The 21,305-nt window shown below is 66.7% G+C and carries 20 protein-coding genes; 11 read left to right on the top strand and 9 right to left on the bottom strand.

What is annotated here, in order from left to right; genetic code table 11:
- The first annotated feature begins 253 nt into the window (after window positions 1-253).
- Entirely contained in the window at window positions 254-6,103 is a 5,850-nt protein-coding gene (gene mnxG, locus LU671_RS16370) for a manganese-oxidizing multicopper oxidase MnxG (RefSeq protein ID WP_232856259.1), read from the top strand.
- Window positions 6,104-6,218: 115 nt separating this feature from the next.
- On the opposite strand, the gene LU671_RS16365 is transcribed toward mnxG, so the two are convergent.
- From LU671_RS16365 to LU671_RS16355, 3 genes are all read right to left on the bottom strand, one after another.
- Entirely contained in the window at window positions 6,219-6,464 is a 246-nt protein-coding gene (locus tag LU671_RS16365) for a hypothetical protein (protein ID WP_203646509.1), read from the bottom strand.
- Window positions 6,465-6,560: 96 nt separating this feature from the next.
- On the bottom strand, window positions 6,561-7,088 hold the full coding sequence (gene gloA, locus LU671_RS16360; RefSeq protein WP_232856258.1) for a lactoylglutathione lyase: 528 nt from the start codon (window positions 7,086-7,088) through the stop codon (window positions 6,561-6,563).
- A gap of 206 nt (window positions 7,089-7,294) precedes the next feature.
- Complete coding sequence (locus LU671_RS16355) at window positions 7,295-7,651, bottom strand: histone-like nucleoid-structuring protein, MvaT/MvaU family (RefSeq protein ID WP_186713382.1); 357 nt, start codon at window positions 7,649-7,651, stop codon at window positions 7,295-7,297.
- A 346-nt stretch (window positions 7,652-7,997) separates the two neighbouring features.
- Between LU671_RS16355 and LU671_RS16350 the strand changes: the two genes are divergently transcribed.
- Window positions 7,998-9,287: an OprD family porin gene (locus LU671_RS16350; protein WP_084942878.1), complete on the top strand. Its 1,290-nt coding sequence runs from the start codon at window positions 7,998-8,000 to the stop codon at window positions 9,285-9,287.
- Window positions 9,288-9,351: 64 nt separating this feature from the next.
- Window positions 9,352-10,104, top strand: a complete 753-nt coding sequence (gene cobF, locus LU671_RS16345) for a precorrin-6A synthase (deacetylating) (RefSeq protein WP_232856257.1) — start codon at window positions 9,352-9,354, stop codon at window positions 10,102-10,104.
- A gap of 73 nt (window positions 10,105-10,177) precedes the next feature.
- Here cobF and LU671_RS16340 read toward each other — a convergent pair whose 3' ends face one another.
- Entirely contained in the window at window positions 10,178-10,492 is a 315-nt protein-coding gene (locus LU671_RS16340; RefSeq protein ID WP_232856256.1) for a hypothetical protein, read from the bottom strand.
- A 160-nt stretch (window positions 10,493-10,652) separates the two neighbouring features.
- On the opposite strand from LU671_RS16340, the gene LU671_RS16335 reads away from it, so the two are divergent.
- The 3 genes from LU671_RS16335 to LU671_RS16325 are packed head-to-tail and all read left to right on the top strand — an operon-like array spanning window position 10,653 to window position 12,768.
- Complete coding sequence (locus LU671_RS16335) at window positions 10,653-11,297, top strand: STN domain-containing protein (RefSeq protein WP_232856255.1); 645 nt, start codon at window positions 10,653-10,655, stop codon at window positions 11,295-11,297.
- Entirely contained in the window at window positions 11,294-11,836 is a 543-nt protein-coding gene (locus LU671_RS16330; protein ID WP_028692228.1) for an RNA polymerase sigma factor, read from the top strand. The genes LU671_RS16335 and LU671_RS16330 overlap by 4 nt, the downstream gene beginning before the upstream one ends.
- A gap of 29 nt (window positions 11,837-11,865) precedes the next feature.
- Entirely contained in the window at window positions 11,866-12,768 is a 903-nt protein-coding gene (locus LU671_RS16325) for a FecR family protein (RefSeq protein ID WP_232856254.1), read from the top strand.
- On the opposite strand, the gene LU671_RS16320 is transcribed toward LU671_RS16325, so the two are convergent.
- Together LU671_RS16320 and gspH are read right to left on the bottom strand one after the other, a co-directional pair.
- The gene (locus tag LU671_RS16320) at window positions 12,761-13,354 is read right to left on the bottom strand and encodes a PulJ/GspJ family protein (protein ID WP_232856253.1); all 594 of its coding nucleotides are present in this window, start codon (window positions 13,352-13,354) and stop codon (window positions 12,761-12,763) included. The two genes, LU671_RS16325 and LU671_RS16320, sit on opposite strands and share 8 nt — an antisense overlap.
- Window positions 13,351-13,785 (bottom strand): type II secretion system minor pseudopilin GspH, encoded by a 435-nt coding sequence (gspH, locus tag LU671_RS16315; RefSeq protein ID WP_232856252.1) that lies wholly within the window; start codon window positions 13,783-13,785, stop codon window positions 13,351-13,353. Before gspH ends, LU671_RS16320 begins: the two co-directional genes overlap by 4 nt.
- A 115-nt stretch (window positions 13,786-13,900) precedes the next feature.
- Between gspH and LU671_RS16310 the strand changes: the two genes are divergently transcribed.
- Window positions 13,901-14,338, top strand: a complete 438-nt coding sequence (locus LU671_RS16310; protein WP_232856251.1) for a general secretion pathway protein GspC — start codon at window positions 13,901-13,903, stop codon at window positions 14,336-14,338.
- On the opposite strand, the gene LU671_RS16305 is transcribed toward LU671_RS16310, so the two are convergent.
- A complete protein-coding gene (locus LU671_RS16305; protein WP_203646500.1) occupies window positions 14,320-14,799 on the bottom strand; it encodes a GNAT family N-acetyltransferase in 480 nt (159 codons plus the stop codon). The two genes, LU671_RS16310 and LU671_RS16305, sit on opposite strands and share 19 nt — an antisense overlap.
- A gap of 245 nt (window positions 14,800-15,044) precedes the next feature.
- Between LU671_RS16305 and LU671_RS16300 the strand changes: the two genes are divergently transcribed.
- From LU671_RS16300 to LU671_RS16285, 4 genes are all read left to right on the top strand, one after another.
- The gene (locus LU671_RS16300) at window positions 15,045-15,665 is read left to right on the top strand and encodes a LysE family translocator (protein ID WP_203646499.1); all 621 of its coding nucleotides are present in this window, start codon (window positions 15,045-15,047) and stop codon (window positions 15,663-15,665) included.
- An 18-nt stretch (window positions 15,666-15,683) separates the two neighbouring features.
- Window positions 15,684-16,556 carry an alpha/beta fold hydrolase gene (locus LU671_RS16295; protein WP_232856250.1) on the top strand — a complete coding sequence of 291 codons (873 nt, stop codon included), beginning with the start codon at window positions 15,684-15,686 and terminating at the stop codon, window positions 16,554-16,556.
- A gap of 240 nt (window positions 16,557-16,796) precedes the next feature.
- Window positions 16,797-17,933, top strand: a complete 1,137-nt coding sequence (locus tag LU671_RS16290) for an HlyD family secretion protein (protein ID WP_203646497.1) — start codon at window positions 16,797-16,799, stop codon at window positions 17,931-17,933.
- A complete protein-coding gene (locus LU671_RS16285; RefSeq protein ID WP_232856249.1) occupies window positions 17,923-19,431 on the top strand; it encodes an MDR family MFS transporter in 1,509 nt (502 codons plus the stop codon). Before LU671_RS16290 ends, LU671_RS16285 begins: the two co-directional genes overlap by 11 nt.
- A 3-nt stretch (window positions 19,432-19,434) precedes the next feature.
- On the opposite strand, the gene LU671_RS16280 is transcribed toward LU671_RS16285, so the two are convergent.
- Window positions 19,435-20,034: an START domain-containing protein gene (locus LU671_RS16280; protein ID WP_442964135.1), complete on the bottom strand. Its 600-nt coding sequence runs from the start codon at window positions 20,032-20,034 to the stop codon at window positions 19,435-19,437.
- A 192-nt stretch (window positions 20,035-20,226) separates the two neighbouring features.
- Window positions 20,227-21,063: a bifunctional allantoicase/(S)-ureidoglycine aminohydrolase gene (locus LU671_RS16275; protein WP_232856247.1), complete on the bottom strand. Its 837-nt coding sequence runs from the start codon at window positions 21,061-21,063 to the stop codon at window positions 20,227-20,229.
- Window positions 21,064-21,305 lie beyond the last annotated feature (242 nt).

The raw sequence follows: 21,305 nt of genomic DNA, 5'->3' as shown, positions 1-21,305 counted from the left end.
CCAGTAGCCATGGAGGAAAAGCTCAAGGCAGCGGCATAAACCTTAACCGGTGTCCAAAATTACTTGACCAGTTCAAGGCCGCTCCTACAGAGATCTTGCTCCCACGCGGTTCCAGCAAAGCCCCCCAATTAAGGGTGAAAGCGCCCAGCTCATCCTTTCTATTTCTCTCAAGCACTTGATAAACAACAATTAAATTCATGGCACAAGCCTTGCTCACCTCCCCGCAGTATCCCTGTGTCCCCGGAGGTGCCCCATGTCGACCCCTCGCAAAGGCCCGGTCCTGTCCACCTTCCTGCTGGCCCTGCTGGGCTGGCAGGTCTCCAGCGAAGCCGCGGTGCAGTGCCAGCGCACGCTGGTGGCCAACGTGGTGGCGCTGGATCAGCCACTGATGTTCAACCGCCTCGGTGCGCAGAACGCCAACGGCATGATGTACGCCCTGCGCCACGATGTGGTGGACGAGCACCGGGTGCCTTTGAGCAAGGGCGGCGCCGCGGTACCGGGCAAGGTCACCCTGCGCCCGGACAAGCGCCCGCGGCCGATCGTGCTGCGGGTCGCCGCCGGTGACTGCCTGACGGTCAACCTGACCAACCTGCTGGCCTACCAGGCTAACCCCAACAAGCACGGCATCGACCACGACGAAACCGAAGTCGAAGGCGAGGAAGAAGAGGGCGACGAGGTCGAGAACGAGGGTGACGAACACTTCGTTGCCGACGAGCAGGTCACCGACCGCCATGTCGGCTTCCAGGTCAACGGCCTGCAGGCGGTCAACAGCATCGGCGACATCGCCGCCAACACCGGGCGCAACGGCAACTTCCTGGTCGCTCCGGGCGGCACCCGCAGCTACACCCTGTACGCCGAGCGCGAAGGCGCGTTCGCCGTCACCAGCCAGGGCGCCACCTTCGGCGGCCAGGGCGGCGCCGGCAACGTCGCCAACGGCCTGTTCGGCCAGGTGGTGGTGGTGCCCAAGGCCGGGCGTACCTACCGCAACACCCTGACCGAGGAAGAGATGCGCCTGGCCACCACGGGGCGCACGGCCACCGGCCAGCCGGTGATCGACTACCAGGCCCGCTACCCCAACGCCGAGCCGTGGATCGCCGAGGGCAAGGCCGGCAAGCCGATCATCGCCATGCTCGATGGTAACGAGATCCTCAGCAGCGAGACCGACGCCATCGTCATGGGCCCCAACCCCGACGGCAGCTTCCCGGCCAGCACCTACCCATTGGAAAGCGTTGGCAAGCGCAACCCGGCGCTGCCCAATCGGTTGGAGGCCTTCCGCGACTTCGCCTCGCAATTCGCCGACGAGGTGGCCGCGACCCAGGCGTTCCCCGCCTACTGGGCGGACCCGGTCATGGGCCATGTGCTCGAGCCGACCCGCGATTCGTTCATGATCAACTACGGCTCCGGTGGCATGGGCGCCGAGGTGGTGGCCAACCGTCTGGGCGTGGGGCCGATGCACGACTGCCTGTCGTGCGCCTACGAGGAGTTCTTCCTCAGTGCCCACACCGTGGGCGATATCGGCACCCTGGTGGATATCCCGGCCAACGTCGGGCTGGAGAACATCCGCCCTGGCCAGACGCCGCCGGCCAGCGCTACCGGGGTCAAGGCGACCATGGCCCTGTACCCGGCCGAGCCCGCCAACGTGCACCACAGCTACATCGGCGACTTCACCAAGTTCCGCAACACCCACAACGGCCACGAGCAGCACATCTTCCACCTGCACGGGCACCAGTGGCTGTTCAACCCCAACGACGACAACTCCGACTACATCGACGCCCAGGGCATCGGCCCGGGGGTGGGCTACACCTACGAGATCGCCAACGGTGGCTCGGGCAACCGCAATCGGGTGGCGGGCGACGCCATCTATCACTGCCACTTCTACCCGCACTTCGCCCAGGGCATGTGGGCCATGTGGCGGGTGCACGATGTGTTCGAGCCGGGTACCCGCCTGGAAGTCAGCGGCGAGGGCGCCAACGGCTTCCACAGCACGCCATTCGCCCTGCGCAATGGCAAGCCGGCCCAAGGCGCCCGGGCGCTGCCGGACGGCGAGATCATTGCCGGCACGCCGATCCCGGCCATCGTGCCGCTGCCGGGCAAGGCCATGGCGCCTATGCCGGGCAAGGTCACCGTGGTGCCCAAGCTGTCCGAGACCCTGGTCGCCGGGCATGCAGATGACGACGAAGAGGAGGAGGGCGACGACCATCCGCACGTGCCAGCCACCCCGCGCGCGGTCGGCTCCCTGGCCCTGGTCGACCGCAGCGAGACCAACCGCAACGCCGACGGCAGCCTGAAGAACCCTGGTTACCCGTTCTGGATCGGCGGCATGGAAAGCAGCGTCGGCCAGCGCCCACCAACCCCGCCGCTGGACATGCTCGACCCGGCCCTGGCTCGCCAGCTCAAGGACAGTGGCAAGGCCCTGTGGGCCAACCTCGACCCCAACCAGGTCGACGGCTGGGACGGTGGCCTCGGTCGTCACGCGCTGGACGGCGTATCGGCCGGCGGTGAGGCGGTGACCACCACCACCAAGCTGGATTTCTCCAAGGTGGTGCACAAGGCCAAGCCGATCTACCTGCCCGAGGAGGGCACCGAGGTCGAGCAGGCCGCCATGCAGTTCCACGCCAAGGCCGAGCACCCGAGCTTTGCCCTGATCCCCGGCAGCGCGCCGGTGGCCAAGGCCTTCCGCACCAACGGCGCGCTGCCCACGGCAGGGGCGCCGTTCTACGAGCCGTGCATGGATGACCGTGGCAAGCGCCTGACCCAGTCCTCGGGCATCGGCGAGTTCTTCAGCGGTGAGAACCTCAGCGGCATGAGTTTCCGCGGTTCGTCCACCTTCACCGCCGACCGCCCGCGTATCTACAAGGCCGCCAACATCCAGTTCGACGCGGTGTACAACAAGGTCGGCTACCACTTCCCGCAGGCGCGCATCCTCGCCCTGTGGGAGGACGCCTGGCCGGTGATCACCAAGCAGCGTCCGCCGGAGCCGCTGGTGATGCGCATGAACACCTTCGACTGCACCCAGTACGTGCACACCAACCTGATTCCGTCGTTCTACGAGATGGACGACTACCAGGTGCGCACGCCGACCGACGTGATCGGCCAGCATATCCACCTGCCCAAGTGGGACCTGACCGCCGCCGACGGTTCGGCCAATGGCTGGAACTACGAGGACGGCATCCTCTCGCCCGGTAGCGTGGTCGAGCGTGTGCATGCCATCCGCAGCTTCAACAACTGCACCGAGGGCGATACCCGCGACGGCAGCGCCGCGTGCCCGAAAGCCAAACAGCATCCGTACTTCGGGCGCTTCGGCCGGGCCGACTGGCTCGGCGCGCGCAGCGCCATGCAACGCTGGTTCGCCGACCCGCTGGTGAACGTGCACAACGTCGACCGTGGCCTGGGCACCATCTTCACCCATGACCACCTCGGCCCATCGACCCACCAGCAACTGGGGCTTTACGCGACCGTGCTGGCCGAGCCCGCCGGTTCCACCTGGTACCACGCCGAGACCGGCGAGCAGCTGTACAACCCGGCCACCCGTCAGGACGGCGGCCCGACCTCGTGGCAGGCGGTGATCCAGACCGGCGACCATGACGGCGACGGCAAAAACGACAGCTACCGTGAGTTCTTCCTCGAGTACAGCGACTTCCAGCATGCCTACGAGGCTGGTGTGTATGTGGGGGCCGGCCCCAACGGCATACCGGATGGCCAGGCTTACCCGGCCACCGCCGACAGCTTCCGCTACGCGATCAACCCGCCGGTGCGGCAGAAAGCCTCGACGCTGCTCGAATCGGTGGTCGAGTCCCGTGGCGGGCTGAGCCCGGGCTGCCCGACGCGGCCGTGCCCGCAGGCGATCTCGGTGGATGACCCGGGCATGTTCGTCGTCAACTACCGCAACGAACCGCTGGCCCTGCGCGTGTTCGACCCGAACAAGGTCGGCCCGGACGGCAAGCGCGGCATGCAGGCCGACGGCCTGGGCGGCGACCTGGCTTACGCCATGCAGAGCCGCACCGACCGCGCCATCCCGGCGATGAACCTGGCGCCTTCGGCGATCACCCAGGCCACCGGCCCCACCGGCGGCACCACGCTGTTCCCGCCGCACGTGAACAAGGGCAGCGAGCCGGGTGACCCGTTCACGCCGTTGCTGCGCACCTACTCCGGCGACAACGTGCGCCTGCGCATGCACGCCGGTGGCCATGAGGAGGAGCACAACGTCACCCTGCACGGCGTGAAGTGGCTGCAGAACGGTTCAGGCTTCGGCAACAGCTCCAACTCGGGGTGGAAGTCGTCGCAGATGGTGGGCATCTCCGAGCAGCTCGGGTTCATGGCGCCGGTGTCGATGATCTCGAGCTCCGCCGCCACCAATGGCGACTACCTGTACTCGCTGGACGCCGCGCTGGAAGGCTACTGGAACGGCATCTGGGGCATCATGCGCAACTACACCGCCCAGCGCGCCGACCTGTTCGCCCTGCCCAACAACCCGCAGCCGGTGGCCATGCGCAACACCGTCAACTTCGACGGCATCTGCCCGAAAACCACGGCCAACGCCAATGGCATCGGCACCCGGCCTACGGTCAAGCGCAGCTACGAGATCGTCGCGGCCCTGGCCAACGACATCCTCGAGAATCGCCACGGGGTCAGCATCAGCGACCCGGCCGGGATCGGCCAGCACGTGGGCGGCGCGCTCAAGGCCAATGGCGGCACCCTGGTGTTCAACAGCCGCAAGGTCGATATCCCCATGGCCACGGTCACCGACGAGGAGGACGGCGCGACCTTCACCGTCGGTGGTCATAGCTCGCCATTGCACGACCCGACCGCGGTGCTCTACGTGCGCAAGGCCGACCTCGATACGAGTACCGGCAAGCTCAAGGCTGGCGTGCCGGTCGAGCCCCTGGTGCTGCGCGCCAATGCCGGCGACTGCATCAGCATCACCCTGGAGAACCGTTTGCCGCTGATGATGCCGGACCTGCCCAGCACCGCGGTGATGCAGAACGTGGTCAAGCGCGACCGGGCCGGCGGCGAGGGCTCCACGGCGTTCAACAACAACCTGATGCGCCCGTCCAGCCACGTCGGCCTGCATGCGCAGCTGCTGGCCTACGACATCACCAAGTCGGATGGCGTCAACGTCGGCCTCAACCCGGTGCAGACCGTGCCGCCGCGCGCCGGCACCAGCGGCGCCTACCCGAGCCGGGTGTACCAGTACTACGCCGGGCATCTGGAGCGTGAAGGCAAGCCGGTGCTGCAACTGGGCCGCACGGTGGACAACATCAACACCACGGCCATCGAGTTTGGCGGCCTCAACCTGACCCCGGCGGATGTCATCAAGCAGCCGCAAAAGGGTCTGGTGGGCGCCATGAGCGTATTGGCGCAGAGCGCGACCTGGACCGAGGACAACGCCAGCCGCGCCCAGGCCACGGTGAAAGTCAGCGGCCAGCCAGACTACCGCGACTTCGTCACCGTGTGGCAGCGCTCGCTGAACATGCGCTGGGCCGATGGCCGGCCGGTGGAGGGTATCGCCACCGAGGGCAATGGCGTGCCCGGTGATCCGAAGGACAACGGCAACATGGCGATGAACTACAAGACCGAGCCGCTGTGGCTGCGCTTCGGCCTGGCGCCGGACGCGCCGTTCGGCCATGCCGATGGCTTCGGCTTCGCCGACGTGCCCAACGCCCACATGGCCTACAGCAACGCCCTGGTTGGAGGTGATCCGCAGACCCCGGTGCTCTGGGCCAGGCCGGGCCAGCCTGCGCGTAGCCATGTGCTGATGCCCAGCGGCGGCAGCCGCGGCATCACCTACCAGCTCGACGGGCACCTGTGGCCGCTGCACAACTACCAGGCCGAGAAGAGCGATGTGCACGGCTACCCCATGGGCTTGCCAGGCATCGGCTCGGTGCGTTACGGCTACAACCCGATGGCGATGTACGTGGGTGCGCAGGAGAGCGTGCTGCCGGCGGCGCACTTCAGTTTTATGCTGCCCAGCGCCGGGGGCGCCAACGCGGTGCCGGGGGATTACCTGTTCCGCGACTATGCCGCCTATGGCAATGCCTCGGGGTTGTGGGGGATCCTGCGGGTGACCAACGAAGCGCCGCCGGCCACGGCGCCGGCGCAGTGAATGAACCGGGTGGCCTCTTGGCAACAGGGAGGCCACCCGGTATTTGCCGGTAGGGTTGCAGCGCCAGACGCTGGCGTGACGCAACGCGATTCAAAGGGACGCGGGTGGCCCCAACTCAGAACACTCGCTGGTCAGCCTGGTCCAGTTGCCGGTCAACCAGCGCCCGGCCATGGGCCAGGGACACATGCTGGGCATTGTCCAGGTCGGCGAAGAACTTCATCGGTATCGAGATTCGTCGACTGCTATGGCCTGCGGGATCGGTGATCACGCAGCCGGCCGCGTAGGGCAGGGGCGAGTCGGGGTGGGGCATCACGCTGGCGGTGATGGTGTGGTCGCGGTATTCACAGTGAAGGGTTTGCATCGTCCTTACCTCGCTGTGGCTGGGAACAGGCGTTCCCTTTAAATACCACAGCGAAGGGCCGGGAGTTCCCGGCCCGACGAGCGCAACCGACGAGGATCAGGCCTCTAGTGCGGTCGGCTGGATGATCTCCACCCAGTAGCCATCCGGATCCTTGACGAAGGCCAGGTGGTTCATGCGGCCATCCTGCAGGCGTTTTTGGAACGGCACGTCGAGCGCCTCGAAGCGGGCGCAGGCAACACGAACGTCCGGTACCGAAATGCAGATGTGACCGAAACCACGGGGTTCGGTGTTGCCATTGTGGTAGGCGAACTCGGGATCGTTCTCGGTGCCGTGGTTGTGGGTCAGCTCGAGCACGCCGGGGATCGATTTCATCCACTGGTGGCGCTCGGCGTCGTCGGCCGGAATCTGCGCCGGGTCGACCAGGGCCAGGAAGTAAAGGCTGAAGGCCGCCTCGGGGAAGTCGCGCTTGTCCACCAGGCGGAAGCCGAGGACGCGGGTGTAGAAGTCCAGGGACTTCTCGATGTCCTTGACCCGCAGCATGGTGTGGTTGAATACGAATTGGGCGGTGGCGGTGTCCGGCTGGGCGGTAACGCCGGGCAGGGTTTGCAGATCGTGCAGGCTCATGGGTACTCCAGAATCGGGGCCTAAAACAGGCGGACCATGATACGGAAGTACGTCGTCAGCGCAAATGAAAGCGCCCCGCACGAGTGCGGGGCGCCGGAATTAGAGGCCCGCATGTGCGGGCGCGTGATGGGGTCGCTAGTCCTTTAGCTGGTTCGATACTGGGCCTGCGCATGTGAAAAAAGTGTGAAGCGGGTGTCGAGGTTTCATCAGCGCACCCAACTTTCCACCGTCTGCGCACCGTACTGTTCCTTCCAGGCTTTCAGCCCACGGTGGTTGCCGCCCTTGGTTTCGATCCGCTCGCCGGTATGCGGGTTCTGGTAGACCTTCACCACCCGTGGTCGACGCTGCTGCTTGACCTGGGCCGGAGCGCGGCTCACGGCCTTCGGATCGAGGATGGCGATGATGTCGCGCAGGTTCTTGTCATAGCTTTTCATCAGGCCGACTAGTTTCTGCTCGAATTCGATTTCGCGTTTAAGGCCGGCATCCTTTTTCAGCGCTTCCAGTTGTGCCATCTGTTCCTTGAGCGCTTTTTCGGCAGCACGAAACTCTGCAAGTCTGGACACTGTCATCACTCCTGTAAGTCTGTCGTGGCGGGACGTGACGAACATGAAACCAGACTGAACGCCGGCCACGGGGATGGGTGAAGCTGTTCGCTAAGCGAGAGTGTAGTAGTCGCTCGCAAGGGGGTAAACAGCAAACTTTCAATCAATTAGTCGGGAACTTTGCCGGTTTTTTGCGCGCTGTTCGAAAAGACCCTGCCAAACGCCTTAGACCATGGTCCCATGGCGCGGGCTAGAGCCATTGTCGGAAAATTATGGATGATGGTCGAAGTGTATTCGTTCATCGCGTAGTGCCGGTGCAGATGACTGCCCGGATGGTTTTTCGCCTTTCTTTTGGATGTTCCCTCGCATGTTTGCCCCTTTCCCCCTCGCCCCCGGGCGCCGAGTTGCCGGCCTGTTCTTCCTGTGTGCCGGTGTCAACGCCCAGGCCGCCGGTTTTCTTGAAGACAGCAGTGCCAAGGTCGAAGCACGCAATGTCTATTTCAATCGGGACTTCCGTGACGGCCACAGCAGTTCCAAACAGGGCGCGTCGAAACGCGAAGAGTGGGCGCAGGGCTTTATCCTCAATGTCCAGTCCGGTTATACCCAGGGCCCGGTCGGCTTTGGTGTGGATGCCTTGGGCATGGTCGGTTTCAAACTCGACTCCAGCCCCGCCGACAGCAATAGCGGCCTGTTGCCGTCTTCCGGCCACGATCCGCGTCACTCTGCCGACCAGTACGCCAAGATGGGCGTCGCCGGCAAGGTGAAAGTGTCCAACACCGTGCTCAAGTACGGTTCGATGATGCCGGACGTGCCGCTGCTCAAGTACAACGACGGCCGCCTGCTGCCGACCATGTTCCACGGTGCCTGGCTGACCTCCGAGGAAGTGCGCGACCTCAAGTTCACCCTGGCGCGCCTGAACCAGTACACCGCGCGGGATTCCACCGATCGCCAGGACATCCGCGTGCATTGCAAGAACAAGCGCTACGCCTGCGACATCGAGGCCGACCACTTCGACCTGGCTGGTGTCGACTACCGCGTCAACGAGCGGGTCAGCGCCCAGTACCAGGTTTCCAAGCTCGAGAACATCTACCGCCAGCACTTCCTCGGCCTGGTCGCCAGCCAGCCCCTGGAGGTCGGCACGCTGTCGGCCGACCTGCGGCTGATCAAGAGCGACGATATCGGCAACGCCCGCGCCGGGCACATCGACCATCGTGCCTTCAGCGGCATGCTCGGCTACAGCCTCGGTGGCCACAAGCTCAGCGCCGGCTGGCAGCGCATGTACGGCGACAGCGCCATGCCGTACCTCGACGGCAGCAACCCGTACCTGGTCAACTACGCCCAGGTCAACGACTTCGCCGCCGCCCAGGAACGCTCCTGGCAGGTGCGCTACGACTACGACTTCAAGGCCCTGGGCGTGCCCGGCCTGACCTTCTTCACCCGCTACATCAACGGCGACAACGTCAAGGTCCCGGGCAGCAATGCCGAGGGCAAGGAATGGGAACGCGACAGCGAGCTGAAGTACCAGGTGCAGTCCGGTACCTTCAAGGACGTCAGCGTGCGCCTGCGCAACTCCACCTACCGCAGCAACTACGAGAAGTGGGCGCGTGACATGGACGAGACCCGGGTCATCGTCAGCTACAACTTCTCGATCTTCTGAGCCGCTTTGCCAAAGGGCCGGTGGTCGGTCGACAATGACCATCGGCAACCAGGCAGGGCAGGCGATGAAACAGCTTCTTCTGATCGGCATCGGGCCGGGCGATCCGCGCCAGGTCACCTATGAGGCGGTGGAGGCATTGCGCCGCGCCACGGTGTTCTTCGTCCTCTACAAGGGCAGCGACAAGGATGAACTGGTGCGCCTGCGCCGGGCCATCCTCGAGCGCTACCGGCCCGAGGGCGGCTACCGCCTGGTGCAGGTCGAAGACCCGCGCCGGGACGGCCAGGCGCCGGACTATGTCGGTGCCGTGCAGGACTGGCACGTCCAGCGCGCCGCGCTGTATGCCCGCTTGATCGAAGATGAACTGGGCGCCGATGACATCGGCGCCTTCCTGCTCTGGGGCGAGCCCGGGCTGTACGACAGTACCTTGCGCATTCTCGACCTGGTGCGCCAACGAGGCGTGGCGCTGGCCTTGCAGGTGATTCCCGGCATCAGCAGCATCCAGGCCCTGGCCGCCCGCCACCAGATCCCTCTCAACCGCATCGGCGAGCCGCTGACCGTGCTGCCGGGCCGACGCCTGGGCGAGCAGGCGCGGATCGACAACGTGCTGGTGATGCTCGACGGGCAGTGCGCCTTTGCCGCCCTGGACGATCCGCAACTGGTGATCTATTGGGGCGCCTACCTGGGCACGCCGGACGAGCTGCTGGTCAGCGGTCCGTTGCTGGCGGTGAAGGCGCGCATCGTGCAGTTGCGCGAGGAAGCGCGGCGGCGCAAGGGGTGGATCATGGATACCTATCTGTTGCGCAGGGAGGGGGAGTAGTGGTTGGTTGATGTTTGACAGGAGAGTTGCAGCGCCTATGAGATCGAGCGCCGCCGATCCACCGCCAACCCCATCAAGGCCGCTGCGGCACCACCGAACTGCCAAAACTATTACCCATGCGCGTCGACGTCGCCGCCGGCGTCGCCAACCCCATCTGGTTCGGCGCCTTGCGCTGCATCTGCCGCGCCGGATCCAGCTGTTCGCGCAGCCCTTTGGCGGCGCGCGGATCAGTGCCTTGCAGCTGCTGGGTCAGGCAGTCATAGGCCAGGGCCCGTGACTGGCCCACCTGCACATCGATGCAACCCTGGCCGCCCTTGGGCGGTTCCGCGTAGGCCGGCAGGGCGCAGGTCAGCAGCAAGGGCAGGGCAGTCAGGGTCAGGCGGGCCATGGCGGGTCTCCGGGCAATCGTTCCTCGGCGCAGTCTAGCCCTCGCAGGCCGCAATCGAGGTGAAGTTTTGGTTGCCGCAGGCTGTCACCACAGCGTCATACACAGGCCCCAGGATGACGTTTCCCCGGCGACGGCGGCCAGCAAGGAGGCCCGGATATCTGTGCGTGCATTGCTCGTGGTCGGCGCGCTGATGCTGGCCTGGTTGCTGGCGGCCCCCGGTCTGCGTGGCCAGCCATTGCTGACCCTGGATATCCCGGCCCAGGCGCTGGACCGGGCGCTGGACAGCTTCGCTCGGCAGAGCGGCCTGGCGGTGCTGGTCGACCAGGCGTTGCTCGCCGGTCAGCGCTCCAGCCAGGTCCTGGGCCGTTACCCGGCTCGCGAAGGCCTGCAGCGACTGTTGCAGGGCACCGGCTTGCAGGCGCACTACAGTGGCGCCGGCTTCACCCTGCAACCGCTGCGCCTGCGCGGCACGGCTGGGCGTGGGCGCAACGGCGGCCTGTCATCGGGCAGTTATGCGCTGGCGCTGCAACACGCGGTCGAGCGCGCCCTGTGCGCCTCGCCGCTGACCCGGCCGGGCGCTTACCGGGCGGCCTTGCAGGTGTGGATTGATGCCGGCGGCCAACTGGTGCAGAGCCGCCTGCTGGCCTCGACCGGCGACTTCGCCCGCGACGCCGCGCTGGTCGAGCGCCTGCGCACGGTGCGCCTGGAACAGGCGCCGCCGACATCCCTGGCGCAGCCGCTGACCCTGCTGCTGCGTCCGGAACCTATGGATTGCCCACTTTCGCAAGGAGCTGCGGCGGCATGAACAAACCTCGGGACAGTGCGCTGGTCAAGCTGTTTCTGACCTCCTACGACGCCTTCAGGGTACGCCTTAGGCGCCGGCTCGGTTCTGACGACCTGGCCAACGACGTGCTGCAGGAAACCTACCTGCGGGTGGACCGCATGGATGCGACGCACGACCTGCAGCGTCCCGGCGCCTACCTGTACCGCATGGCCCTGAACGTCGCCGCCGACCGCCGCGAGGCCGACGCCCGGCTGCTCACTGGCGCCGAGATCGAAGCGCTGCTGCAGGTGGCCGAAGACCAGGACCCGGCGCGCATCGTCGGCGGCCAGCGCGAGATCCAGAACCTGCTGGGCGCCCTCTACGAGCTGCCGGCCCGGCGTCGGCGGATCTTCATCGCCGCCCGCCTGGAGGAAGCCTCGCACCTGGAAATCTCCCAGCGCTTCGGCATCTCCACGCGCACGGTGGAGAAGGAACTCAAGGCGGCGCTGGGGCATTGCGCGATGCGCCTGGACAGAAAAGTGTTTCAGCGGTTCGGTCCCGGCGCGGGAAAACCGTCTTGAACGATAGTCGACCTCTTCATGTGAGCCCCATGTCCCAGATTCCGCCCGATTCCGACTTGCAGCGCCAGGCCCAGGACTGGCTGCTGCGGCTGACGTCCGGCCAGGCCACCCAGGCCGATGCCCGAGCACTGCGCCAGTGGTGCGCGCGCAGCCCGGCGCATGCCGAGGCCTTTGCCCAGGCCCGCCAGCTCTGGCACCTGCTCGGCCCAGCAGCACGACAAGCCGGGCAGGGCGCGCCGCTGCTCGGTCGCCGGGCGTTGCTGGGCGGCGCGCTGGCGGCGTCGGTGGCGCTGCTGGCCTGGCGTGGCGGACTGCTCGAGGAGGCCATGGCGCCGGCACCGGCGTTTGCCACCGATATCGGCGAGCAGCAACGGGTAGTGCTGACGCCCGGGATCGAGCTTGAGCTGAACGTGCGCACCCGGGTCAGCCGCGAGGCCGAGGGTATCGCCCTGCTCGCCGGCGAGATCGAGGTGCAGGCCGGCCAGCCCCTTCAGGTGCGGGCGCAGGATGGGGTGATCAGCACCGAGCAGGCCCGGTTCAACGTGCGCGAGGACGATGAGGGGGTCTGCGTCACCTGTCTGGGCGGTGAGTTGCGCGTGGCCGTCCAGGGCCGGATCGAGGTGCTCCCGGCGGGTCGCCAACTGCGCTATGGCGCGCAAGGCATCGGTATGCCGGAGTCGTTCGACCCGGGCCAGGTGATGGCCTGGCGTGAGCGCATGCTGGTGTTCCGCGACGCGCCGTTGGCCCGGGTGATCGACGAGATCAACCGCTACCGCCCGGGACGCCTGGTGCTGCTCAACCCCACGCTGGGGCGCCGACGGGTACAGGCGCGGTTCAGTTTCGACCAGTTGCGCCAGGCCGCCGAACTGATCCGCGTCGCCTATGGCGCACGCTGCCTGGAGTTGCCGGGCGGCGTGGTGCTGGTCAGTTGAACGGGCCCAGCACCTGGCGGTAACGCTCCTCGCCTTGGGGGCCGCGCCGGGTCAGGCGTACCTCAAGTCCGGCGGGGTTGTCGTCGGCCTCGCTGGCCGGTGAGCGCCAGCCGCCCTTGGCTTGCCAGCTGCGCAGGTCGAAGGCGCTGACGTTGTCCAGTACAGCCACCGCGGCCTTGGGCGCGGGCAGTGGAAAGCGCTCGCGCAGGGGCGCGGCTGCGCGGTACAGGGTACCGTCGCGCAGGTACCAGCGAACCCGTTGCAAGCCGCTGCCGGAGACGGCGCCGGAGCGCACCAGTTCAAGTCGATCGGCACGGGCGCGCACCGCAGGCAGCAACGGTTTCCCGGGCGGTTCGCGGCCGGGCAGAGGCGGCTCGACCAGTTCGACGGTGGCGCGCAGGGCCAGGTCGCGCTCCAGTTGCTGGAACACTCGCAGGATCGCCTGTTGGTCTTCGCTGGCCTCACGCACATGGCGGTCGGCGCGGCTGACGCTGTCCAGCCCACGCCAGGCGATCAGGCTGACCACCGCCATCAGCAGGATGGCGATCATCACTTCGATCAGGGTGAAGCCTGTTTGCCGGTTCATGGCTGGCTCACTCGCACCTGGCCGGCGGCGTTGCGCGCCAGCTCCACCCGCAGCGCACCGCTGCGCAGGCGCAGGGTCAGCGGCGTGCCGATCCACTCGCCGTCGAGCCACACCGCGCCAGGGGGCTCGCTTTGCACCTTGACCGCCTCGGCCTGCCAGCGGCGCGGCTTGAACGGGCCATCGGCGAGCATCTGGCCATCGGCGCGCACGAATCGGTAACCGTCGCGATCGCTTTGCCAGCGCAGCGGCTGGCCGTCGGCCTGGACCTCGCTCTGCGCCAGTTCAAGCAGGCGTGCCAGGCGCTCGGCGTCGGCGCGCAGGTGCTTGCCCGGGTCGGGGCGGATGGTCAGGCTGATGGCGGCGCTGGCGATACCGACGATTACCAGCACCACCATCAGTTCGATCAGGGTGAAACCACGTTGTCCGTTCACGGGGCGCTCCTTGTCCTGCCAGGCAGATTGCCCGAGCAAGATGATCGCCGTGTGAAACAAAACCGTGAGAATAGGTCGGTATGCTCGGTCGCAGGCACACAAGGAGCGCGTGACCATGCGTATTACCCGTCCGAACCTGTCCCTCGGCCTGTGGTTGCAGGGATTGGGATTGCTGGCCCTCATCGCCGGACTGGCGACCTGGGCCAGCCTGTTGCAGTCCACGGCGGACGTGGCTCGGTTGCAACCCGCCGAGGCCCTGGCGTCGAGCGAAACGCCGGCCGGGCGCTGGTTCGCTGACCTGCCGTCGCAGGTGCAGATTCAGGTCAGGGGCGTGATGGCCGGCAGCCAGGGCGCGGTGGCCATCGTCAGCATCGACGGTGGCCCCGCGCGTGCCGTGCGCAGCGGCGAGGAACTGGCCCGCGGCGTGCGCCTGGTGGCCATCGAAGGCCGCGGCCTGGTGATCGAGCGCGGCGGCCAGCGCAGCCGCGTCGAGGTGCCGGTTTTGGCGCAGGCGTCGTTCTGGGGCGAGGCGCCTCAGCCTTCGGCGAACTGACGCAGCCGCTCGCCGTCGAGGCGGTAGCGGATCCACTCGTCCTGCGGTTCGGCGCCCAGCGAGCGGTAGAAACCGATGGCTGGCTCGTTCCAGTCCAGCACGCTCCATTCCAGGCGACCGCAGCCATTCTCCACCGCCTCGCGGGCGATATGCCGCAGCAGCGTGCGCCCGGCACCGTCGCCACGCTGCTGGGGCGTGACGTAGAGATCCTCGAGGTAGATGCCGTTGCGCCCCAGCCAGGTGGAGTAGCTGTAGAAGTAGACGGCGAAACCGATGGCCTGGCCGTCGCGCTCGCAGACCAGGCTGCGCACCGTGCTGCTCTCGTCGAACAGGCTGTGCTCGATGTCGGCGAGGGTCGCCACCACTTCGTGGCGGGCGCGCTCGTAGTCGGCCAGCTCGGTGATGAAGGCCAGGATCTGGGTGGCGTCGCTGCGGACTGCAGGGCGGATGGTCACGGGCATGGTGGGGCTTCCTTGTAATTGATAAGGTGCGTAGACGGTCTGTAGTGTCAGGGAAGAGGAAGGAAGATCGCCAGGTGTCTGGCGGTAGATTTACCGCGCCGGTATATCCATGGCGGCCAGCAGGCATGCATTCGGATGAAACAGAAGGGTGTATCTGCTCAATTTAATTCAACTGTACCGGTCATTCCCCCCAACCCTCCGCTACTGTGGCCTTTCGATAATCAGAAAAGCCGGAAACCGCCGCCATGCTTGCCTCCCTCGATCTGCTCAGTGCGTTCGTCCTGTTCGCCTTCGTCTCTTCCATCACCCCCGGTCCGAACAACACCATGCTGCTGGCCTCGGGGGTCAACTTCGGCGTGCGCCGCACCATTCCCCACGCCCTGGGCATCAGTGTCGGCTTCATGGTGATGGTACTGGCGGTGGGCCTTGGTCTGGGCGAGGTGTTCAAGGCCTGGCCGCCGCTGTACAGCATCCTGCGCTACGCGGGCGCGGCGTACCTGCTGTACCTGGCCTGGAAGATCGCCACCTCCGGGCCGATGTCCGGCGACAGCGCCGCCAGCCGCAAGCCGCTCGGGTTCTGGGGCGCCGCGGCGTTCCAGTGGGTCAACCCGAAGGCCTGGGTGATGGCGATCGGGGCGATCACCACCTATACGCCGGCCCAGGGCTACGTGTTCAACGTGATCGTCATCGCCACCGTGTTCGCCCTGGTGAACCTGCCCAGCGTCGGTGTCTGGGTGATGTTCGGCAGCGCCTTGCGCAACTTGCTGCGCAATCCGCGCGCGGTGGTGCTGTTCAATGTCCTGATGGCCGTGCTGCTGGTGATTTCACTGTATCCGCTGCTGTTTGTAGAATCGGCGTTTTCATAGAGCCGATGAGTGCCGTCGATGGAGTTGATTCCCTGGTCCCATGAATGCGCAGAAGGCTTTAGCCTGCGTGGATGGCGAACCCCCGCCAGCGGCAAGCCGCTGCTGCACTTTCTGCATGGCAACGGCTTCTGCAGCCTGGTTTACCAACCGATGCTCATGCGCCTGGGCGAGCATTTCGACCTGTGGCTGAGCGATGTGCAGGGCCATGGCGACAGTGACCACGGCGGCGCCTTTTGCGGTTGGAACCGCAGCGCGGCGCTGGCGGTGGAAGCGTTCGAGGCCGGGCGCGGCGAGTATGGCGATGTCCCGCGTTACGCCCTGGGCCACAGTTTCGGCGGCGTGCTCACCGGGCTGATCCTGGCCAGCGAGCCGAAATTGTTCCAGCGCGCCGTGCTGCTGGATCCGGTGCTGTTCAGCCGGCGCATGATCGGGGTAATGGGCGCCGCCGCCATGGTCGGCCTGCACCGGCGCCACGCCCTGGCGCGCAAGGCCGCCACCCGCCGCAGCCACTGGCCCGACCGCGAGGCGGCGCAGGCCTCGCTGCAGGGGCGCGGGATCTTCAAGGGGTGGAGCGATGCGGCCTTGCAGGCTTATGTGGAGCACGCCATCGGCGATTGCGGCGAAGGCGTGGTACTCAAGTGCCGGCCCAGCCGTGAGGTGGAGATCTTCAGTTCGTTCCCAGAGCGCATGTGGCAGCACCTGGGCAGTATCCAGACGCCGACGCGGATCCTGTACGGCGAGCAGACCTATCCCTTCGTGCCACATTCGGTACAGCGCCTGGCGGGGCTCAATGCCCAGGTGAGCGCGCAGCAGGTGGCGGGCGGGCACTGTTTCATGCAGGAAGACCCGCCGATGGCCACGGAGCAGGTGCTGGCGTTCCTGCAGGATTGAGCATTCCTGTAGGAGCGGCCTTGCGCCGCGAAAGGGCCGTGCAACGGCCCCAGGATGTCAGCCTGTACGCAAAGATCGCCGGGGCCGCCTTGCGGCCCTTTCGCGGCACAAGGCCGCTCCTACAGGACCTCTATTCGCTGATCTGCTGTCCATTTCGCGACGATTGCTTGCCGATTCGCGAGCGAACGACAATCTCAGATTCCGTACCCTGTCGCTCCCCCCCAACGGATGGAGCCCAGCATGAACCAGGCGGTCAGCCCAGATCCCCAGCACACCCTCGAGCAAACCCGCGCGCGGCGTCGTCAGCGCCTGCTGCGCTTCGGCCTGGCCGGGGGACTGGGGCTGCTGGTGGCGGCCTATGGCGGCTACTGGTGGCTTGACGGCCGTTACCTGGAGCAGACCGACGACGCCTACGTGCGCGCCGACTGGGCGCCGATCAGTGCCCGGGTCAGTGGCTATGTGGCCGAGGTGGCGGTGGCGGACAACGCCACGGTCAAGGCCGGCGACCTGTTGGTGCGCCTGGACGAACGAGACTTTCGCGACCGCCTGCGCAAGGCCGAGGCGCAGCTGGCAGTGAGCGAGGCGGCGCTGCAGGTGCAGCGCATGCGCCTGCGCGCCTTCGTCGCCGAGCAGGACGAGCAGGCCCACGCCATCGCCCGCGCCGACGCCGAACGCGGTGGCAGCCGCGGCGAGGCGCAGCGGGCCGAGGCCGACTGGCAGCGTTACCAGCACCTGGCGCAATGGCAGGCGGCCAGTGTGCAGCGCATGGAGCAGGCCCGCGCCACCCGCATCCAGGCCCAGGCCATGCAGCGCGCCGCCGACGCCGAACTGGCCCGCCAGCATGCACGCAAGGCGATGCTGGAACAGCAGGGCAAGCAACTGGAAGCCGAACTGCTGCAACGCCAGGCCGACCTCGACCAGGCCCGCGCCGAGGCCGATCTGGCCCGCAGCGCCCTGGCCGACACTGAGATCCGCGCGCCGTTCGACGGCGTGGTCGGCCAGCGCAAGGTGCGTCAGCAGCAGTACGTCACCCCCGGCCTGCCGCTGCTGGCGGTGGTGCCGGTGGCACAGGCCTACGTGGTGGCCAACTTCAAGGAAACCCAGCTGGCGCAGATGCGCCCCGGCCAGCCGGTGACCCTTGAGGTGGACACCTTCGGCCAGCACTGGCGCGGCACGGTGGACAGCGTCTCCCCTGGCTCCGGCGCGGTGTTCGCGCTGCTGCCGCCGGACAACGCCACCGGCAACTTCACCAAGATCGTCCAGCGCTTTCCGGTACGCATCCACCTCGACCCGGAGGGCGACGACAGCCCACGACTGCTGCCCGGCATGTCGGTGATCGCCACCGTCGACACCCGGCAGGCCCGCCATGAGCGCTGAAGACAAAGTCTCGCTGCGCGCCTGGGTGGCGGTGATCGGTGGCCTGTTCGGTTGCTTCATGGCCGGCATGAACGTGCATGTCACCAGCGCCGCCTTGCCCGAGATCGAAGGCGCGCTGGGGGCCAGCTTCGAGGAGGGTTCGTGGATATCCACCGCCTACCTGGTGGCCGAGATCAGCATGATCCCGCTGACGGCCTGGCTGGTGCAGGTGTTCTCCCTGCGCCGGGTCATGCTGGTGGGCTCGGCGGTGTTCCTGGTCAGCTCGGTGAGCTGCGCCATGGCCGGCAGCCTGGAGGCGATGATCAGCCTGCGGGTGATCCAGGGCGCCTCCGGCGCGGTGCTGATCCCGCTGTCGATGCAGCTGATCATCACCGAGCTGCCGGCCAGCCGCCTGGCGCTGGGCATGGCACTGTTCAGCCTGTCCAACAGCGTGGCCCAGGCCGCCGGGCCGTCGATCGGTGGCTGGCTCACCGACATGTACTCCTGGCGCTGGATCTTCCTGCTGCAACTGCCACCGGGCATGGCCCTGCTGGCGGCGGTGGCCTGGTCGATCAAGGGCCAGGCCGGTGATCGCGGCGCCTTGCGCCAGGCGGACTGGCTGGGCATCGTCGCCATGGCGCTGGGGCTGGGGGCGTTGCAGGTGGTGCTGGAGGAGGGCGGGCGCAAGGATTGGTTCGAATCGCGCTTCATCGTCGGCTTCAGCCTCGTCGCGGTGATCGCCCTGGCGCTGTTCATCCAGCGCCAACTGTGGGGCGCGCGACCATTCATCAACCTGCGTCTGCTGGGCAGCTACAACTTCGGCGTGTCGAGCCTGGCCATGGCAGTGTTCGGCGCGGCCACCTTCGGCCTGGTGTTCCTGGTGCCCAACTACCTGTCGCTGGTGCAGGGCTACAGCGCCAGCGAGATCGGCAAGAGCCTGATCGCCTACGGCATGGTCCAACTACTGCTGGCGCCGTTGCTGCCACGGCTGATGCGCTGGCTCAATGCCAAGCTGCTTGTGGCCAGCGGCTTCGCCATCATGGCCCTGGGCTGCTGGCTGGGGTCGACGCTGACGGTGGACTCGGGCAGCAACGTGATCATCCCCTCGACGGTGGTGCGCGGCATCGGCCAGCCGTTGATCATGGTGGCGTTGTCGGTGCTGGCGGTGAAGGGCCTGGACAAGGCCCAGGCAGGCTCCGCCTCGGCGCTTATCTCGATGCTGCGCAACCTTGGTGGTGCGCTGGGCACGGCGCTGCTGACGCAACTGGTGTCGCAGCGCGAGCGCTTTCATTCGGTGCGAGTGGGCGAAGGGCTGACGCTGTTCGACGGCGCGCTGCAGCAACGCCTGCCCGGCGGCATGGTCGACCCGCAGTCGCCGCAGGTGATGCAGACGTTGGCATTGATCGACCAGAGCGTGCGCGAGCAGGCCTACCTGATGGCCTACTCGGATGCGTTCTACCTGTCGTGCGTGGCGTTGCTCGGTTGTGCGCTGGCGTCCCTGCTGCTGCGCAGTCGCTAGCGATTACGGCTGACGCTCGGCCACCGCCCGCAGGGTCTTCAGGGTGACCATCGGCGCATCGACGACGAAGCGGTTGGCCAGCCAGCCCGGCACATCGCCGGCCGGGTCGGCGCGCAGCTGATAGGTGACCTCGGTCTCGCGCTCGCCCAGCGGGCGCATGATCCACTCGCCGCTGAGCCGGCGCACGCGGATCAGCCCAGGTGTTGCCGGCACCCGCCCGGGTTCGGCGCTCAGGTGGCGGACCAGGGTGTCGTCGTCAAGGCGCTCGGTGCGTACCTTGAGCACCATGTCGCGGGGCTTGGCCGGCCAGGGCAGGGCGGTGGTGAGGTAGACCCAGGTGGTGTCGCCGTCCACCTCCAGCAGGCGCATGTCGGCGCAGGCGTACAGCCATTTGCAGGCCACCCGTAGGTTCTCCTGCAGGTCGGTCAGGGTACGGACGCTGGCCTTGATCCGGGTGATGCCGCGGAACTGCTGGTAGGGCGAGCCGTCGACGTTGCTCAGGTAGACATCGATGCCGTCCTCCTGGTGGGCGAGTTGCCAGTCGTCTGCCAGCGATGCGGTGGTCGGCAGCAGGAGCAGCAGGGCAAGCAGGAGACGAGGCAGGCGCATGGCGTGGGGCCGGGAGGGGTGGTCCGCTCAGTATGGCCGGGAATGCATGGTGTTGCAGCCACCGACCTGTGGGAGCGGGTTTACCCGCGAATGCGGCAGTGCCTTCACCGACGCATTCGCGGGTAAACCCGCTCCCACAGGTAACCTGCAGGGCCTGGCGGCACCTGCAGAGTCACCTTGAAGCCCTCAGCGCTGCGGATTGAGCGTCAGGTGCACGTGACGGTTGACGTCCTTGTACAGCAGGTAGCTGAACGGGCCCGGGCCGCCGGAGTAGCAGGCCTGCGGGCAGAAGGCGCGCAGCCACATGAAGTCGCCGGCTTCGACCTCGACCCAGTCCTGATTCAGGCGGTACACCGCCTTGCCTTCCAGCACGTACAGGCCGTGTTCCATGACATGGGTCTCGGCGAACGGAATCACGCCGCCCGGCTGGAAGGTCACGATGTTCACGTGCATGTCATGGCGCATGTCGGCCATGTCGACGAAGCGGGTGGTCTTCCAGGCGCCGTCGGTGCCCGGCATCTCGATGACGGTGGCGTTGTCGCGGTGGGTGACGAACGATTCGGGAACCGGCAGGCCCTCGACCTTCTGGTAGTGCTTGCGCAGCCAGTGGAAGGTGACGTTGGCCTTGCTGTTGTTGCGCAGGCTCCAGTCGGCGCCCGGGGCCAGGAACGCGTAGCCGCCCGGCACCAGGGTGTGGTGCTTGCCCTCGACGGTGATATCGATCTCGCCCTCGACCACGAACAGCACCGCTTCGGCGTTCGGGTCCAGCTCAGGGCGCTCGCTGCCGCCTTCGGGGGCGACTTCGACGATGTACTGGGAGAAGGTTTCGGCGAAACCGGTCAGCGGGCGGGCGATGACCCACATGCGCATCTTGTCCCAGAACGGCAGGTGGCTGGTGACGATGTCACGCATCACGCCCTTGGGGATGACGGCATAGGCTTCGGTGAACATGGCACGGTCAGTCAGCAGCTCGGTCTGAGCCGGGTGCCCACCGTGGGGGGCGAAGTAGGAAGGTTTCGACATGAACGGTCTCGACTTTGTTGTTCTCTCCCCATGCCTTGGACCACACCGGCCGGTGCGTGCAGGGGATGCACCGCCAGCATAGGGGCGTGGCTGTTCCATCTACAAATTAAATGTTGGAATACCCGGTATCCAATTGCTGAATGTGATGACGGTATTCTCATGGTGCGGGTGTAGGAAGTTTCCCAGGCTTTATGGCAATGACATTTTTTTCACATCACCTTGCTAGCATCGCCAGCACTTCC

The organism is Pseudomonas sp. NMI760_13, from assembly GCF_021283245.1.
Lineage (GTDB): Bacteria > Pseudomonadota > Gammaproteobacteria > Pseudomonadales > Pseudomonadaceae > Aquipseudomonas > Aquipseudomonas peradeniyensis.
The sequence above is the reverse complement of the archived record's forward strand: the minus strand, read 5'-3'. Positions and strand labels throughout refer to the sequence as shown.

Coding starts and splice junctions, on each gene's coding strand:
- gloA (WP_232856258.1), bottom strand. CDS start 7,088: ATGAGCCTGCACGATCTGCAAACCCTGCCCGGCGTTACCGCCCAGCCG.
- LU671_RS16310 (WP_232856251.1), top strand. CDS start 13,901: ATGCGTATTACCCGTCCGAACCTGTCCCTCGGCCTGTGGTTGCAGGGA.
- LU671_RS16295 (WP_232856250.1), top strand. CDS start 15,684: ATGGAGTTGATTCCCTGGTCCCATGAATGCGCAGAAGGCTTTAGCCTG.
- LU671_RS16290 (WP_203646497.1), top strand. CDS start 16,797: ATGAACCAGGCGGTCAGCCCAGATCCCCAGCACACCCTCGAGCAAACC.
- LU671_RS16320 (WP_232856253.1), bottom strand. CDS start 13,354: ATGAACCGGCAAACAGGCTTCACCCTGATCGAAGTGATGATCGCCATC.
- LU671_RS16330 (WP_028692228.1), top strand. CDS start 11,294: ATGAACAAACCTCGGGACAGTGCGCTGGTCAAGCTGTTTCTGACCTCC.
- mnxG (WP_232856259.1), top strand. CDS start 254: ATGTCGACCCCTCGCAAAGGCCCGGTCCTGTCCACCTTCCTGCTGGCC.
- LU671_RS16300 (WP_203646499.1), top strand. CDS start 15,045: ATGCTTGCCTCCCTCGATCTGCTCAGTGCGTTCGTCCTGTTCGCCTTC.
- LU671_RS16275 (WP_232856247.1), bottom strand. CDS start 21,063: ATGTCGAAACCTTCCTACTTCGCCCCCCACGGTGGGCACCCGGCTCAG.
- LU671_RS16325 (WP_232856254.1), top strand. CDS start 11,866: ATGTCCCAGATTCCGCCCGATTCCGACTTGCAGCGCCAGGCCCAGGAC.
- LU671_RS16340 (WP_232856256.1), bottom strand. CDS start 10,492: ATGGCCCGCCTGACCCTGACTGCCCTGCCCTTGCTGCTGACCTGCGCC.
- LU671_RS16350 (WP_084942878.1), top strand. CDS start 7,998: ATGTTTGCCCCTTTCCCCCTCGCCCCCGGGCGCCGAGTTGCCGGCCTG.
- LU671_RS16285 (WP_232856249.1), top strand. CDS start 17,923: ATGAGCGCTGAAGACAAAGTCTCGCTGCGCGCCTGGGTGGCGGTGATC.
- LU671_RS16365 (WP_203646509.1), bottom strand. CDS start 6,464: ATGCAAACCCTTCACTGTGAATACCGCGACCACACCATCACCGCCAGC.
- LU671_RS16305 (WP_203646500.1), bottom strand. CDS start 14,799: ATGCCCGTGACCATCCGCCCTGCAGTCCGCAGCGACGCCACCCAGATC.
- cobF (WP_232856257.1), top strand. CDS start 9,352: ATGAAACAGCTTCTTCTGATCGGCATCGGGCCGGGCGATCCGCGCCAG.